The organism is Geomonas sp. RF6 (assembly GCF_021044625.1).
Taxonomy (GTDB): domain Bacteria; phylum Desulfobacterota; class Desulfuromonadia; order Geobacterales; family Geobacteraceae; genus RF6.
On record NZ_CP087999.1, the window covers coordinates 4,907,112 to 4,920,622 of the forward strand.

Consider the following 13,511-nt stretch of genomic DNA (forward strand, 5'->3'; position numbering starts at 1 on the left):
TCCGCTGGGGTCATGGTCCGCTGGGGTCAGGCTTTGCATTTGTGGTCCGCTGGGGTCAGGCTTTGCATTTGTTGATTTGGTGGGCAGAATCCCCAAATGCAAAGCCTGACCCCGCCACTGTTCTTGGCCGAATCCCCAAATGCAAAGCCTGACCCCGGCACTGTTCTCCGACTTTCCTATCGAGTGCGGCTCTGTCCGAGCCCATGACCCGCGAGCACCGCGACACCGAGGAGCACCGCGAGCTTCCCGGCCAGCGGAACCCCTGCCGTGGTAGCCCCCAGCCCCAGAGACTGCACCAGCGCGCCCCCGAGAAGCATCCCCACCGTAAGAAGCCCCGCGTCGGTGTCGCCTTCGCCGGCCTTCACGAGCTGCCTGAAGGGGCACCCCCCCACCAGCGTCGCGGTCCATCCGACAAGCCCCATCCCCAGAAAACTCCAGAGATGCTCCACGTGCGCCCCCGGCTGCCCCGCCAGGCCGGGATGGAATCTCCCTGCTGCCACGCTTGCAGCGAATGCCGAGAGCGCAAAAGCGAGGACGCCGTAAAAGAGGTACCCTCTCCAGCGCAGGACGAAGAGATCGCGAATCCCCCCGGTGATGCAGAAACGGCTGCGCTGAGCGAGGGCACCGAGAACGACCGATCCTGCCAATGACGCCGCCCAGGGGGCGTGCTGGGAACCGCTCCCCATGGTGGAAAAGGAGATCATGCCTGGGCGCCCAACCACAAGCGCCAGAAGCGCCAGCGCTGCGGCAGGGATGAGAATGCCGCTCGCGCCCGGCTGCGGGGCGCCGTGGGGAAGTTCCGCGCCGCGCGCCAGCCCGGCGGTGCCGACCCATACGCCGGCGATGAGGCCGGCGACGCCGGCGAGTGCGCCGAGATCACCGGCTCCCAGCCTCAGCAGGAGCTTTATAGGGCAGCCGATAAAGACGCCGCAGCCTACCATCAGGAGGATGCCGGCAAAGAGACGGGAAAGGGGCGCGCTGCCGCCGCGCGTGCGGAATTCGCGGAAAAAGAGGGCACTGAGAAAGGCGCCGAGGACAAAGCCGGAGAGCTCCGGCCTCAGGTACTGCATTCTGCTGTTGTCGTGCAGCCCCAGCCCGCCGGCGACATTTTCCATGAAGCAGGAGACGCAGATCCCCGAGTTCTCCGGGTTCCCCAGGACAGCGAGGAGGACGCCGAGGGCTCCGAGGGCGACACCGCACGCCACCACCAGCCACAAATGCCTGTCGCGCAGCGTCACTCGCACCCCCCGGCCAGGCGGCTTCTGAGGTAGTTCACGTCCTTCAGCGACCGTGCGGCAGAAACGTTTTCGGGATGAGCGCGAACCTTAGCCCCGACGGAGGAGAGCCCCTCCTGCGCCACCTTCTCGATAAGGGCTCGTCTGGAGAGCGGGCTTTTCTGCTCGAGGTACTCGCCATTTAGCCGCACACCCTGTACGAGAGTGGCCAGCGACTCCTCCAGCGCCCCCATCCGGTACAAAAGCTCCCCCTTCAGGATGAAGCCGTGCGCCTCGGCAGGGTAGCTGCGCATCAGCTCGTCAAGCTTGAAGATCGCAGTCGGCAGGTCCCCCTTCTCGACCAGCGCCTGCACCGGCCCGTAAATCTTTTGGAGCAGGGCCCCCCGCGCCTGGTCCGCCATCTCCCGCTCGACTGCACGATCTATGGAGGCGCGCCCAGCGTCTTCCTTCGGCCTCCCCTCCTCTCCATAGAGAAGCGCGCCCGCTCCTGTCAGGGCGAACGCGAGTAGGCTCCAGAGTATTTTGCGGTAGGCGTTCTTCACAGGATCAAAACTTCTGGTACGGCGGCATGTTGACCCGGCGCGCCATGTCGCGGATCGGGTTGTAGTCGCTGTCCAAAAGCTCCTCGTATCCGTCGACCCAGGCCCCCTTCAGGACCTTTACTTCCTCACCGTCGACTTTCACCGTGTCGGAAGGCTTCAGCTCCAGGAGGGCCTTGCGCACCTTCGCCACCAGGTCAGGGTCGGTCCCTTTCGACGCGCCGAAGGTGCAGTAGGGGATTATCGGGCTCTGCCCCAGAACGACGAAGCTGTCGGGGGAGATGCGCCCTTCCCGGGTCATTTCCTCAAGGTCGAGAGCAGGCGCTGCGGCGACATCGTACTGACCGAAAAGGACACCGTAGATGACCTTCTCGTGCTTGAAGGAGCCGGAGGGGATGGAGTAGTAGGCGAGGTTCTTCTCCGGGTCGATACCGGACCGGAGCATCAGGTCGTACTCGGCAAGGTAACCTGTGGGTGCGAGCATGGGGCCAAAGCCCATCCTTTTGCCGCGGATGTCGGAGAGCTTCGTTATGCCGCTCCCGGCGCGGGCGATGATGGCGCCTGCGGTGCGCGAGCCGTACTGCCCACGCTTTTCGGAGGCGAGCAGTGAAAGGGAGTAGCGCTCCTTGAGGATGATGTAGAGGAGAGAGTTGGTATGGGTGAAGGCGAATTCGCCGCTCTTGAAGCGCTTCTCGAAGTCCTGGGTGTCGACAGGTACGAGGGTGAAATCGGCGCCGGTCTTTTCCGAGAGGTAGCGAGTGAGCGGGGTGAAGCGCTGCAGCGTCTCCTTCTCGTTGTTGCAGATCATAAAGCCGATCTTTACCGCCTGGTGTTTCGACTCGGTGCGGCACCCCGCGGTGCAGAGGAGAGAGAAGAGGCAGAAAAGGAGCGGCGCCAGGCGCCAGTTCAGCGGTAGCTTCATAACAGGAATCATCCTCAAAGGTTACCTGTAGGCCGGGATAAGCCGCGGGCGTTCCCGGCGCTTCCCGGCATGGTACTCAAAACACAGCTTGTGCCGGAAACGCTCCGCTTATTCCGGCCTACATCTCTACATCTCCCACATCAGCCGCACCCCGGGTCCGCGGCGTCGAAGGTGAGCGCTGCAGCATACCCGCGGCCACGGCAGCCGCCGAAGCAGGTCGGAAGAGCAGCGCACTCCAGGCATTCCTCAGGGAAGCGCCGCAGTGCCTTTCGCACCTCACGCTTTTGCGGAGACTTCGCAATGGCGGAAAAAGTCGTATCCCCGAGATTTCCAAGGGCGTATGGAAGCGCGGGACAAGGACACACCTCTCCTTCCGGCGTGACAAAGAGCATGCTGTTCGCCGCCTGGCATCCCCCCTCCGGAAAGGCCTTGTCCGGGTAAAAGATCTTCCACAGGAAAGGATCGTGTATCGTCAGCCGCAACCCCCGATCGAGCTCCATTTCTCGCAGTGCATCTGCCAGGAACCGGCGCTCGGCTGGGTTCAGGAAGAAGACGCCGCGCCCCGCCACCGCCCTCGCAATCGGAAAGCTCAATTCTCCGATGCCATGCTGAAGGCAAAACCGGATGATCTCCGGGATCTCGCGGCAGTTGCCTGCGTGGAGCGGCAGGCTGACACCTGTGGGCATTCCCGCATCCAACACGGAGCGGTCCAGTGAGCAGAGCTCCTCGATACCGCTCACATCCAGAAGGAGGGATTTCACCTTCAGCCGCGAAACGGTCTCCAGCGAGCGCGCAACCGTGTCGCCGGAGAGAGTGAGATTTACCGCGATCCTCTCCTTCGCAAGCCTTTCCACGACCTGTATCGTCGCAGCGGAGACCTCAGCTCCCGGCTGCCAGAGATTGAGCGCAAGGACCTGCAGCGCCACGAGTTCGTCGCATAATGCGAGGTGATCAAACGACGGGGCAGCGGGGGGCGCCGGCAGATCCCAATACACCCTGATCGGAACGCTCAGCTCCATCATCTCAGGAGGCCCAGCAATGCGGGTCGGGGCTGTTCAGGTCGCCGGTGAGAGCAAGGGCGCGGGCACTGCAGCCGCCGAGGCAGTCTTCGTAGCTGCCGCAGGAGGCGCACTTTCCCGTCGCCGTCTTGTGGCGCATCCGGTACAGCACCTCGGATTCGTGCCACACGGCGGAGAGGTCATCCCGCAGGATGTTCCCGATAACCATGGGGATGAAGCCGCACGGGGTGATGTCGCCGTTGGTCTTGATGTTGAGGGAGAGTTTCCCGCACACGCTCCCCTTCACCAGCGCGGGGTTTCGCTCCGGCCCGAGTGAGGAGATGATCGGGTCGTCCAGCGAGATCTCCACCCCCTGCGGCTGCGAACGGAGCGCCAGCGCCTTCCGGTAAAATTCCCGCCACTCCTCCGGATTGAGATCCAGGTCATCCTTGTTGGCAAGCCCGAGCCCCGAGCACTTGAAGTTGTGAAAGTTCAGCTGCTCCACGCCGCACTCCGTGGCGAGCGCCACGAGTTCCTCCACCTGCAGGTGGTTGATGCGGCAGATGACAGTGGAGATGGAGGTCTTTATCCCCACCTCGCGCAGGTGGGCGAGCGCCTCGATGGCGCGGCGATGGCTGCCGGGGACGCCGCGGAATGAGTCATGCACTTCAGGGACGTGGCTGTCGATGCTGATCCCCACCTTGTAGAAGCCGAATTCCTTCAGCACCCGCGCCTGCTGAGCGTCAAGAAGGTAGCCGTTGCTGTTCATGGTGACGCGCATGCCGCAGCTGCGGGCAAAGGCCGCCAGCGACGGAAGGTCGTGCCGCAGCAAAGGCTCGCCGCCGCCGAAGTTCACTGCGAGGACTCCCGCCTTAGCCGCCTTCCCCATCGCCTGGCAGAGCTCGTCAAAGGAGAGCTCCTGGCTCTCGTCGCTCCTGCTGTAGCAGTGCTTGCAGCTGAAGTTGCAGCTGTTATTCACCGCCCAGTTTATGGTGAGCGGCGCCTTTATGGTCCATTCACTCCGCATGGCGCACGAACCCCTTCTGTGCGAGCTCCGCGAGGAAAGCGGAGACATCCTCAGCCAGGACCTCCGACTCCACTTCGAACTCCTCTCCCAGAGCGGCCACGATCTCTTCCAGGGTGCGCCCGTCGCAAAGCTTCCACACCTCGGTGCCGAGAACATTGATGGAAAGGATCGAGGAGTCGTCAAAAAGGAGAGCGGTGCCTACATCCTCCACATCCTCGCCACGCTCCAGCCCCGCCAGAGCCTCGTCGCGCGGCTCGTCCTCCTCACGCCACAGCACATCGGGATTTCTGTAGTAGCGCATCATTACCTCCCGGAGACCTGCACCGGCTCCTTAAGGAACGGCTCGAACACGATGCGGGCAACGGTGGGATCACTTTCCTTGTCGTACAGGTGCGCCGCGATCTCGGTGCGGTCGGTGCTGCCAAACCAGTTCTGCGCTGCCGCCACGTCAGACTCCTGCTCGTCGGCTATCGCCATGTCGTACTCGGAGTTCTTGTAGATATTGTTGTGGTGGATCCGGGTACCTTCGCTGCGGTAGATGTAGATCCCCTTGTAGTTGCCGGTGATCTCGTTGCCGCTCACCTCGCCGAGCGATTTCTCCTTCGCCCAGAGCCCGAAGAACTTGTTGTCCTTGATGCTGTTGCCGGTGATGGCCACGCGGGAGGCGCGGAAGTTGATCCCCCCCTTGTTGTCGTGGATGGAGCTCCCCTTCACCGTCAGATCCGATTCCTGCCCCCACCAGGGGACCCCCTGAACCTCGTCTTCCTTCCTGATGCTTATCGCGACCGCGTTCTTCGCGAGCTCGCTGTGCTGCACCTCCACCTGGGCCCCGTGGGAGTGGATCCCGTTGTAGGCATAGAGGACGCGGCAGTAGTCGAGCACATTCCCGCTGCTCCCGAGGAAGTTGAGGGCACCCCAGTCAGCGGGCTGCGGCTCCTTTTCTGCGGAGGTAAAGACGATCATCTTCTCCGCGGTGCCGCGCGCCACCAGTTTGCCGCGCACGATAAGCTCGGCCTGGGCGTAGTACGGCACCTTTCCGCCGAAAAGGTTGCGGTCGCTCTGGGCGTCGATGCGATTGAACTTCACGATAGTCCCGGGAGCAACGGTCAGGGTCACGCCGGGGGGAACGTAAACGTCTCCCGTCACCTCCACCTCACCCGACCATACCGTGTCCTTGGTGAGCGTTTCCTTCCCCACCTGGAGAGGTGCAGCGTTGCAGTCGAGAGCGGCGAACAGGGTCAAGGCAAGGAGAGCCAGGATTCTTTTTCTCATTGGGGCACCTTCGTCGATTTGATCTTTTCCTGCAGGTTTTGCAGCGCTGCCACGAGTGCGGCGCGGCGGGTGATTTCTGCTTCCCTGTTTATCCCCTTCCGTATCAGAACGTCGCTGACGGCGATCCCTTCGCGGTACGCCGCGAGTGCCTCGGAGGTGCGTCCGCTCCCTTCCAGGGCGTTCCCCAGATCGCGGTGCACGAGGCTGTCCTCGCGGCAGAGGGAGATCGCCTTTTTGAACCAGGAGAGCGCCTCGTCGTAGCGGCGCTGCCTCAGGCGTACCAGCCCCATTCCGTCATGCGCGTCGAAGTCGTTCGGTGCCATGCGCAGGACGGTGGCGTATTCCCGCTCCGCCTCGGCGATCTTGTTCTTCCGGCAAAGGACCACGCCGAGCCTGTTGCGGGTCTTCAGGTCGTTCGGGGTGATGTCGAGGACGATGCGGTACTCGACCTCCGCGATGGCGTCGGGAAGGAGCCCGGTCTCGGGATGCGCGTGGCACGGCCGGGGCATCAGGAAAAGACCGAGAAGCGGCGCTATGCAGAGGGAAAGCGGTTTCATTGCTGAGCCAGGTGACTAAGGGACGAGTAAAAGGTGACGGCGCCGACGACGGTAACCACCACGGCGCTGGCGAGGGAAACCTTCTGCGCGTAGCGCTCCGTATCGACGAAACGGGCGGCGGCCTTCACGCTGTGCACCATGACGAGACCGATGGCAACGAGCGAACAGGCGAGGCCGACGCTGAAGACGAGCACCAGCGCGAGCCCCTTTCCGAGGGTTCCGGCCGAGACGGCAGCAAGCAGGATAGCGAGAGCAGCAGGGCACGGCACGATGCCGCCGGAGATGCCGAGAAGAAGAAGGCCGATCGGGCTGGTCCCTTCCGCGGCAGGCGCGTGCGCATGGGAGTGGCCATGGGAATGGTCACCGTCGCTGCCATGGGAATGTCCGTGGAAAAGCTTTCGCAGGAAACCGTGAGCGTGCCCGTGGTCATGCGTGTGCCCGTGGTCATGCGTGTGCCCGTGGTCATGCCCGTGACCGTGGGAGTGGTCGTGCGTGTGCCCATGGGAGTGGCCGTGCATCGCCCCCCAGCGGGACTTCAGCATCCATACCCCCATCCCGAGGATGAGGAGACTGGCGACGATGCCGAGGTAGCCGTGCACCTGCTGCTCACTGAAGTACTGCGCGGTAAATTTGGCGAGAAGGCCGAGAAGGATGATGCTGAAGCAGTGGGTGAAGGTGACGGTGAGGCCAAGAACGAGGGCATCGATACTGCGTCCCCGCGATCCGACGAGATAAGCTGCCACCACCGTCTTGCCGTGACCGGGCTCAAGGGAGTGGGCGACACCGAGAAAGAATGCCGCGATATAGATGCTGAACCAACCGATGCTAACGCTTTCCATAACACCTTCGAACCAAAAGCAGCACTGCACCAACACCGAGCAGGGCAAGCCCCGCGAACACCAGCGGTTTTCCCGGATCGCGCACGATCTGGATCCCCGCGTAGATCCCTTCTTGATCCCTGTCGCTCTGCACGTGGAAGAACTGGAGCCCCTGCCACGAGAAGGGCGCATTTACCTCGCTCGTACCCTCGGCGAGGACCCGGCTCTCGCGCAGCAGGGCGAGGTCCACCCAGGTCCTTTTGAGCGCCGGAGTGCGGTAGGCGACCAAGCGGAAGCGGTACGGAAAGGAAGAGGCGATAGTCCCTTCATCTGCCGTATCGATCTTCCCGAGCTCTGTCCCCTTTTCTGCCACGCTCAGGGAGAGCCTTTTCCCCTGCAGATGGAGCTCGTTTGCCGTGACGGTAAAACGGTCGAAGCGGAAGCTCTCGCCGGTGCGCACGGTGAAGAGGGCAACCTTCTCGCTCCCGCGCAGTACACCGACCTGAACCGGCACCGGATAATATTCCGAATTAACCTTCCGCACGGCCAGATCAAAGCCGAGCGGCAGTTCCTTGTTCACGTCCCAGCGGTATGCAGCGCCGGTGCTGCGCCCTTCGTGGACATTGACGGTGGAGACATATCCCCTGGCGGAGATCACCGCACCGGCGAGGACCAGGACGACTGCCGCGTGGATCACCAGGACCGGCAAAGGGAGGCGCCTCCCCTTCCCGACCGTGCAGACTGCCGTCGCCATCCCCAGTGCCCCGAGAAGAAGGAGAAAGGGTGGTGACGAGTAGATCGCGCGGCTCTCGCCGAAGGTGCCCGGAAGTGCCAGGAGGCTGAGCACGAGAAAGAGGATGATGGCGAACTCGGTGGAAGCGAGCCAGCGCACTCCCCTTTTCACGCCGCTGCCGGAGCCCTGCTGCACCTTAGATCAGCTTGCGCGACTTGAGGAAGTCCTTTGCAGCCTTCTTCCCCTTCTCCGACTTCAGGAGCTTTGCGAAGCTGTCGTCGTTCACGACGCCGGAGAGCTTGTTGAGAAGCTTCGGCAGAGCGGGGAGGTTCCCGATCGTCTCCTGCGAGATCACCGGTGCCGCGTACTGGCTCACCCCGAAAGGCTCGAGCCATATCAGATTGAGGGACTTGCGAAACTCTTTTTTCGCCGCCTCGTAGGCAACCTTGCCGCTACCCTCGCCACCCTTTTCCACCGCCTTCAGGCCGCGCTCGGGGGTCTCGACGATCACGCCGACCTCACCCTTCTTCACCGCGCTGTACAGCTCGCGGGACTCCTTGAAGGGCACCACTTTCACTGTCGTGCCGGTGCGCTCGTTCACCAGCACGGAAATCATCTCGGCAAAGAGCAGATCACCAGGAGAGTTGACGACCCCGACATACAGTGTCTTACCGACACAGGCACCGGCAATTTGCTGTAAGCCAAGAAGGGATACTATCAACAGCAGCAAAATGATCTTTTTCAACGCCTTCACCTCTTAATTGGATTCTATTTATACAACACTCAATCAAGGCTCTTACTGTTATCTTTTGGCTCTTCCAAGGATGCGATACTATAGTTTAGTTGAAGATCATTAGCAATAACAATCTGTTCGGACGTCACGTTGAACGTGGTGCAAGAGGCCTCGTCGGGGGGGAAGGCAGTCGCTCCACCAATGCAGTATCTTCCGGGCGGAAGGTAGATGCTGTATCGCCCCTCCCGGTCGGAGAGGGTCGAAAAGTAGTCGGGGATCGCGCCAGTCGTTCCCTCTCTGCGAGCGAAGGCGTAGGCGCCGACGACAGGCTTCCCCTCCTTGCCGAGGAGGCGTCCCGCGACCTCGCGGCAGCCGTCGTCTTCCTCTTTTTTCAGCCGTGCCGCCTCCCTCACGTTGAGGACGCTGAAGTCTACGGAGGACTCTGCGCCGGCGTCGACATCGGTCTCGCGCGCCTCCCCGGAATGCTTTCCGCCGAAGGCGAGCGGGCCGAACCTTTCCCCCGTCCGCAGGCGCGCCACGAGCCAGTATTTGCCGGAGGGAAGGACGAGGCGGTAGATGCCGGCCCCATCGGCGGGCGCAGAGATGAAATCCGCCGGTCTGCGCGTGGCGGCGGAGTCGTAGGCGAAGACCTCGGCCCCCGGGACGGGGTGGCCGCCTCCGTCGAGGATGTGGCCGGTGAGGATCCCCTCTGCGCCTGCGATGGACGGTGCGGGAAAGGAGACAATGGACGCAACGACAAGAAGTAAAAGCAGGAGCAAAGATCCCGGAATGCCGGCTGTGCCAAAGGAGCAGCCACTACGTCCCCCCCTTTGCGAAGGGGGGACAGGGGGGATTTGCTTTTTCGTGGCACTCCGTGAATGAGACCACAACAGTTGCTCGGCATCTGTCACAGGCTTTTGGAGTTGGCGGGATCGTGCCTTTGTCTGGTGGTCGTATGACAAAGGAAAGACAAATCCCCCCTGTCCCCCCTTCGCAAAGGGGGGAACGCGGGTTCTCGTGCAGCGCTTCGTGGAAATGTACTTCAGGTTCCCCTGACTTTCCCGATACTGGCACCTCGACATCATTTCTCTGCCCCCGCCCTCAATTTCGGCGCGCTGCTACCTACGCCGGAGAGCGCCTGTGAGACCACAGGCTGGTAGCGCACCGTGCCGATACCTGGCTCACGCCCTGCATCATAGATCGATTCCGCCGGCTCAGCACTCCCCCACCAGTTTCCCGGCGCGGCCACATCCTCGTTATTGAAGTCGCCCAGCCGCATATTGTAGTCTGCGTTGCCGGAGAGGTTGTTCCCTTCCACCTGCAGCCCGCTCCCTTTTTCCCGTACGAAGATCCCCACACCGTTTCCGGTGAAAACATTCCCGCTTATGACCGCGTTGCCGCGAAACGAGCGCACCCCGATCCCGTTTTCGGTGAAGACCGAGCCGCTGATGGTGACCGGGCCGCTTCGAAACCTCATCCCGCCGTCGTTGCCGTGAAAGAGCGAGTCCTTTATCGAGAGCTTCGTGAAATGGCTGTGGACCCCCCACCCCGCGTATTCGAAGACGCAGCCGGTGAAAGAGCTGCCATCGGCGTGCTCAAGCAGGATCTCGTCCCATGCGCCCCCCTCCTTGCGCCCGGCGGAGGTGAAGAGGACGGGGGTGGCGGCGTCTCCTGCTGCAACGATCCTGCCGGTGACGGAGAGCCCCCCCCCTGCGCCAAAGCCGACGGTCGTGCCGCGGGTGACGGTGAGGCTCGAGCCTGTCGGAACTGCGACCTTTCCCGCGACCGACAGCGTGCCGCGCCACGTCGTCTCGCGCGGCACGAAGGAGAGCGGCCAGGGGAAAAGCAGCGGTTGGGAAGCGGGAGCGGAGGCCAGTACCGTCCCGGCGGAGGCGGGTGCTGTGCAGATGGAGCTTCGCGCGTCGCTCCCCCCCCACCAGTTGCGCGGCGCCGCCACCTCACCCTTCCCTTCCGGATCGATGGCGCACAACCCGTTCGCCGCGAAGTTGTTCCCCTCGATCGTCCCGCTAAAGGACTGGATGCCGATGCCTCGCTCGCCGTTGTCGCTCACCAGGTTCCCGCTGATCGCGCCGCGCACTTCGTTCAAATTCACCCCGTTGATCCCGTTGCCGGAGATGAAGTTGCCGCTTATGAGGAGGTTGTCGCCGTTTTTAATCGATGCGCCTATCTCCAGGTTGTTGCTGATCGCATTGCGCTCGAAGCTCGGAAAGGACGCGTCCTGCACCAGAATCCCGAAGCGGTTCTCCTCCACCAGGTTCTCCTCGAAGACCGTCGCCCCCTCCCTGATCCTGATCCCTTCCCTCACGTTGCGCATGATCCTGTTGCCGCGCGCCTTCAGCCGGACCCGCAGGAAGTTCGCCCCCTGCTGGTTTTCGCTCACGCTGTTTTCGTCGAAGGAGAGGTCCGAGTCCCTCCCCTGCACCGCGCTCTTGTTGCCGAAAAAGCGGTTGCCGCGCACGATGACGGTCGCCTCCTGGAACTGCACCGCGCGATAGCAGTTGCTGATCTCGGAGTCGGTGAGGGCGACCCTGGAGAAGTGAAAATGCAGCCCGCGATAGGCGTCCTCGATGATGCAGTGCTCGAAGAGGTTCCAGGGGCCGGCGCTGTTCATGATGTTGATGGAGTCCCAGGAGCCGCGCCGGGAGCGGTCTGCGCCGCGAAAGAGGATCGGGGAGGCGGCGCTCCCCTTTGCCACGACGATCCCCTGCACGAGGAGGCCGTTCTCGCCGATGCCGTCACCGTTGGTATCGCGGAAGGTGAACTCGACCGTCGTCCCCGGAAGGATCACCAGCCTGCTACCCTGTGGCACCCGTAGCGTCCCGTCCACCCGGACCATCCCGCGCCACACCGTCTCCCCCGCCAGAACCTCGTCGTGGTAGACCCGGACGTCGGCGCTCTCCTTCCGGGGCTGGCGCTGGGGTGGATTCTTCACGGCAGTAACTGCTCCTCCCCTTTCCGCAGCACTGAATTCGTCCTTTTTCCTGTTGCCGCGAAGCTCCACCAATCCCTTCGGACGGGGAGCGCCGGAAAGAAGGAGAAGGCCATAGTCGTTCCCGATCGCGCTGTTCCGTGCGCCGCTGGCAGTACTCTCCCGCCCCTGCAGCACGATGCCGTACCGGTTTCCGGTAACGGTGGAACCGTCGATACGGAGGCGGCCGCGCAGGAGGTAGACGCCGCTTTCGGCGGACTCGATGCGGCAAGCAGCAAGCCGGCTCTCGCCGCCGTCGACAATGATGCCGGCCCAGGCGCTCTCCTTCCTCTCCCCCCCCGCCTGGAAGAGGATGGGGTGTCGCTCGTCCCCCTCGGCGCGCAGCACGCCGCGCACGGTGATCTCGGTCAGGGGTGAGAGGTACTCCGGGTCGGTCTTGGAGCTTTCCGCAGCGCCCACTTTCACCGTGGTCCCCGGCGCGATGGTGAGGGTAACGCCATCGGGGACGAGGATGTCTTCCTCGACGATCACTTCACCTTTCCAGGTGGTGTCGGAGGTGAGAACGCGGGCGTGCGCCGTCAGCGGGATGAGTTGCAGCAGAAGGGAAACGGCGATAAAAACGAGGAGACGTGCAGCCATTGATAGGAAGCCCTGGTGAAAACTGAACCGTACGGATGAGAAGCGCGAAAAAAAGAGGCGCCAGCATACAATGCCGGCGCCTCTTTCGCCACTTATTCCTGCACTAGCAGGGATGTACCACAGAAGCGCCCACGATTCTCGGACGGACGTATTTTTTCTTTTTCATGCTTATCACCTCCCTTTCGTTTCGTTGTTGATGCCTTCAGCCTGCGGCGTTACCGCCCTAGCGGATCCCGGTCCCCTGCCGGCAAATCTTTTCGCCTTCACCACCACACCCTTCACCAGTTCACCCTTCTTCACGGTGACCGCCTGGCTCTCCTTCTGCCCGATATTTCCCACGACTTCGCCGGCAACCGGTGCGGAGCCGCCATAGACGCTGCGGACCTTCAGGTAGTAGGTCCCCCCTTCACCGACCCGCAAGAGGAACCGGCCGTTGGGGCTCGAAGGGTACGAGGTGTACAACGGCCTGCCCACGGTCTCGGCACTGCGGTAGGCAAATACCAGCGCGTCGCGCACCGGCTTCCCCTCTTCCGACACGACCGTTCCCTCCACTGCGGTGATCCCTTTGCGATAGCCGGTCCCGCCGCTCTTGAATGGCTGCGCGCCGGAGAGGGAGCCAAGATCCATGTCTCCCGGCACCTTCACCTGGTAGCGCACCGGGTCACCCTTTTCGTCCACGCTGGTGAAGTAGTAGTCACCTTCCTGCGGCGGACCGACGAGGCGTCCCGAAAGCCTCTTCACCGCCCCGAGGTAGTAGCTCCCCTCCGGAAGCTTGAGGGAGAAGCGACCCGCCTCGTCGAGCTGCTTCATGAAATCCGGGACGCGCCAGTACCTGTCGTGGGCCGGTGCCGGACCGGTCGCCGCGTTGAAGAAGTACACCACTCCTCCGTCGAGGGGCGTTTGACCGTCGATAAGGATGCGGCCGGTCACGGTGCTCCCCTTCATCTCGGCAGGCTGCACCGGACGCTGGGGCGCCGACGGCGGCGTGATCGCAACTGCCGCCACAGGGGCTGCGAGGATAAGGAGCGCTGGAAGAATCTTTTTCAGGTAGTTCATCGACCCTCTCCGGTTTTGCTTCTGAAAGCCTC

Annotated in this window: 14 protein-coding genes; all 14 read right to left on the bottom strand. The window is 62.8% G+C overall.

Annotated elements, in window-relative coordinates; all coding sequences use genetic code 11:
* Positions 1-176: 176 nt before the first annotated feature.
* A complete protein-coding gene (yedE, locus tag LPW11_RS20845) occupies positions 177-1,238 on the bottom strand; it encodes a YedE family putative selenium transporter (RefSeq protein WP_230995792.1) in 1,062 nt (353 codons plus the stop codon).
* The gene (locus tag LPW11_RS20850; RefSeq protein WP_230995793.1) at positions 1,235-1,777 is read right to left on the bottom strand and encodes a hypothetical protein; all 543 of its coding nucleotides are present in this window, start codon (positions 1,775-1,777) and stop codon (positions 1,235-1,237) included. Before LPW11_RS20850 ends, yedE begins: the two co-directional genes overlap by 4 nt.
* A gap of 4 nt (positions 1,778-1,781) precedes the next feature.
* Positions 1,782-2,696: a phosphate/phosphite/phosphonate ABC transporter substrate-binding protein gene (locus LPW11_RS20855; RefSeq protein WP_230995794.1), complete on the bottom strand. Its 915-nt coding sequence runs from the start codon at positions 2,694-2,696 to the stop codon at positions 1,782-1,784.
* A gap of 140 nt (positions 2,697-2,836) precedes the next feature.
* Positions 2,837-3,718 (bottom strand): SPASM domain-containing protein, encoded by an 882-nt coding sequence (locus LPW11_RS20860; RefSeq protein ID WP_230995795.1) that lies wholly within the window; start codon positions 3,716-3,718, stop codon positions 2,837-2,839.
* A gap of 1 nt (position 3,719) precedes the next feature.
* On the bottom strand, positions 3,720-4,721 hold the full coding sequence (locus LPW11_RS20865) for a GeoRSP system radical SAM/SPASM protein (RefSeq protein ID WP_230995796.1): 1,002 nt from the start codon (positions 4,719-4,721) through the stop codon (positions 3,720-3,722).
* Entirely contained in the window at positions 4,711-5,022 is a 312-nt protein-coding gene (locus LPW11_RS20870) for a GeoRSP system PqqD family peptide chaperone (protein WP_230995797.1), read from the bottom strand. Before LPW11_RS20870 ends, LPW11_RS20865 begins: the two co-directional genes overlap by 11 nt.
* A 2-nt stretch (positions 5,023-5,024) precedes the next feature.
* Complete coding sequence (locus tag LPW11_RS20875) at positions 5,025-5,993, bottom strand: right-handed parallel beta-helix repeat-containing protein (protein ID WP_230995798.1); 969 nt, start codon at positions 5,991-5,993, stop codon at positions 5,025-5,027.
* On the bottom strand, positions 5,990-6,550 hold the full coding sequence (locus tag LPW11_RS20880; protein WP_230995799.1) for a tetratricopeptide repeat protein: 561 nt from the start codon (positions 6,548-6,550) through the stop codon (positions 5,990-5,992). Before LPW11_RS20880 ends, LPW11_RS20875 begins: the two co-directional genes overlap by 4 nt.
* Entirely contained in the window at positions 6,547-7,389 is an 843-nt protein-coding gene (locus LPW11_RS20885; protein ID WP_230995800.1) for a HoxN/HupN/NixA family nickel/cobalt transporter, read from the bottom strand. Before LPW11_RS20885 ends, LPW11_RS20880 begins: the two co-directional genes overlap by 4 nt.
* Complete coding sequence (locus LPW11_RS20890) at positions 7,376-8,272, bottom strand: ResB-like family cytochrome C biogenesis protein (protein ID WP_230995801.1); 897 nt, start codon at positions 8,270-8,272, stop codon at positions 7,376-7,378. The genes LPW11_RS20885 and LPW11_RS20890 overlap by 14 nt, the downstream gene beginning before the upstream one ends.
* Positions 8,273-8,297: 25 nt before the next feature.
* Positions 8,298-8,846 carry a glycine betaine ABC transporter substrate-binding protein gene (locus LPW11_RS20895; protein ID WP_230995802.1) on the bottom strand — a complete coding sequence of 183 codons (549 nt, stop codon included), beginning with the start codon at positions 8,844-8,846 and terminating at the stop codon, positions 8,298-8,300.
* Between the two features lie 38 nt (positions 8,847-8,884).
* Positions 8,885-9,613, bottom strand: coding sequence for a carboxypeptidase-like regulatory domain-containing protein (locus LPW11_RS20900; RefSeq protein ID WP_230995803.1), 729 nt, complete (start codon positions 9,611-9,613; stop codon positions 8,885-8,887).
* Between the two features lie 302 nt (positions 9,614-9,915).
* A complete protein-coding gene (locus LPW11_RS20905) occupies positions 9,916-12,423 on the bottom strand; it encodes a right-handed parallel beta-helix repeat-containing protein (RefSeq protein WP_230995804.1) in 2,508 nt (835 codons plus the stop codon).
* Between the two features lie 171 nt (positions 12,424-12,594).
* A complete protein-coding gene (locus tag LPW11_RS20910; protein ID WP_230995805.1) occupies positions 12,595-13,479 on the bottom strand; it encodes a carboxypeptidase-like regulatory domain-containing protein in 885 nt (294 codons plus the stop codon).
* Positions 13,480-13,511: the final 32 nt, after the last annotated feature.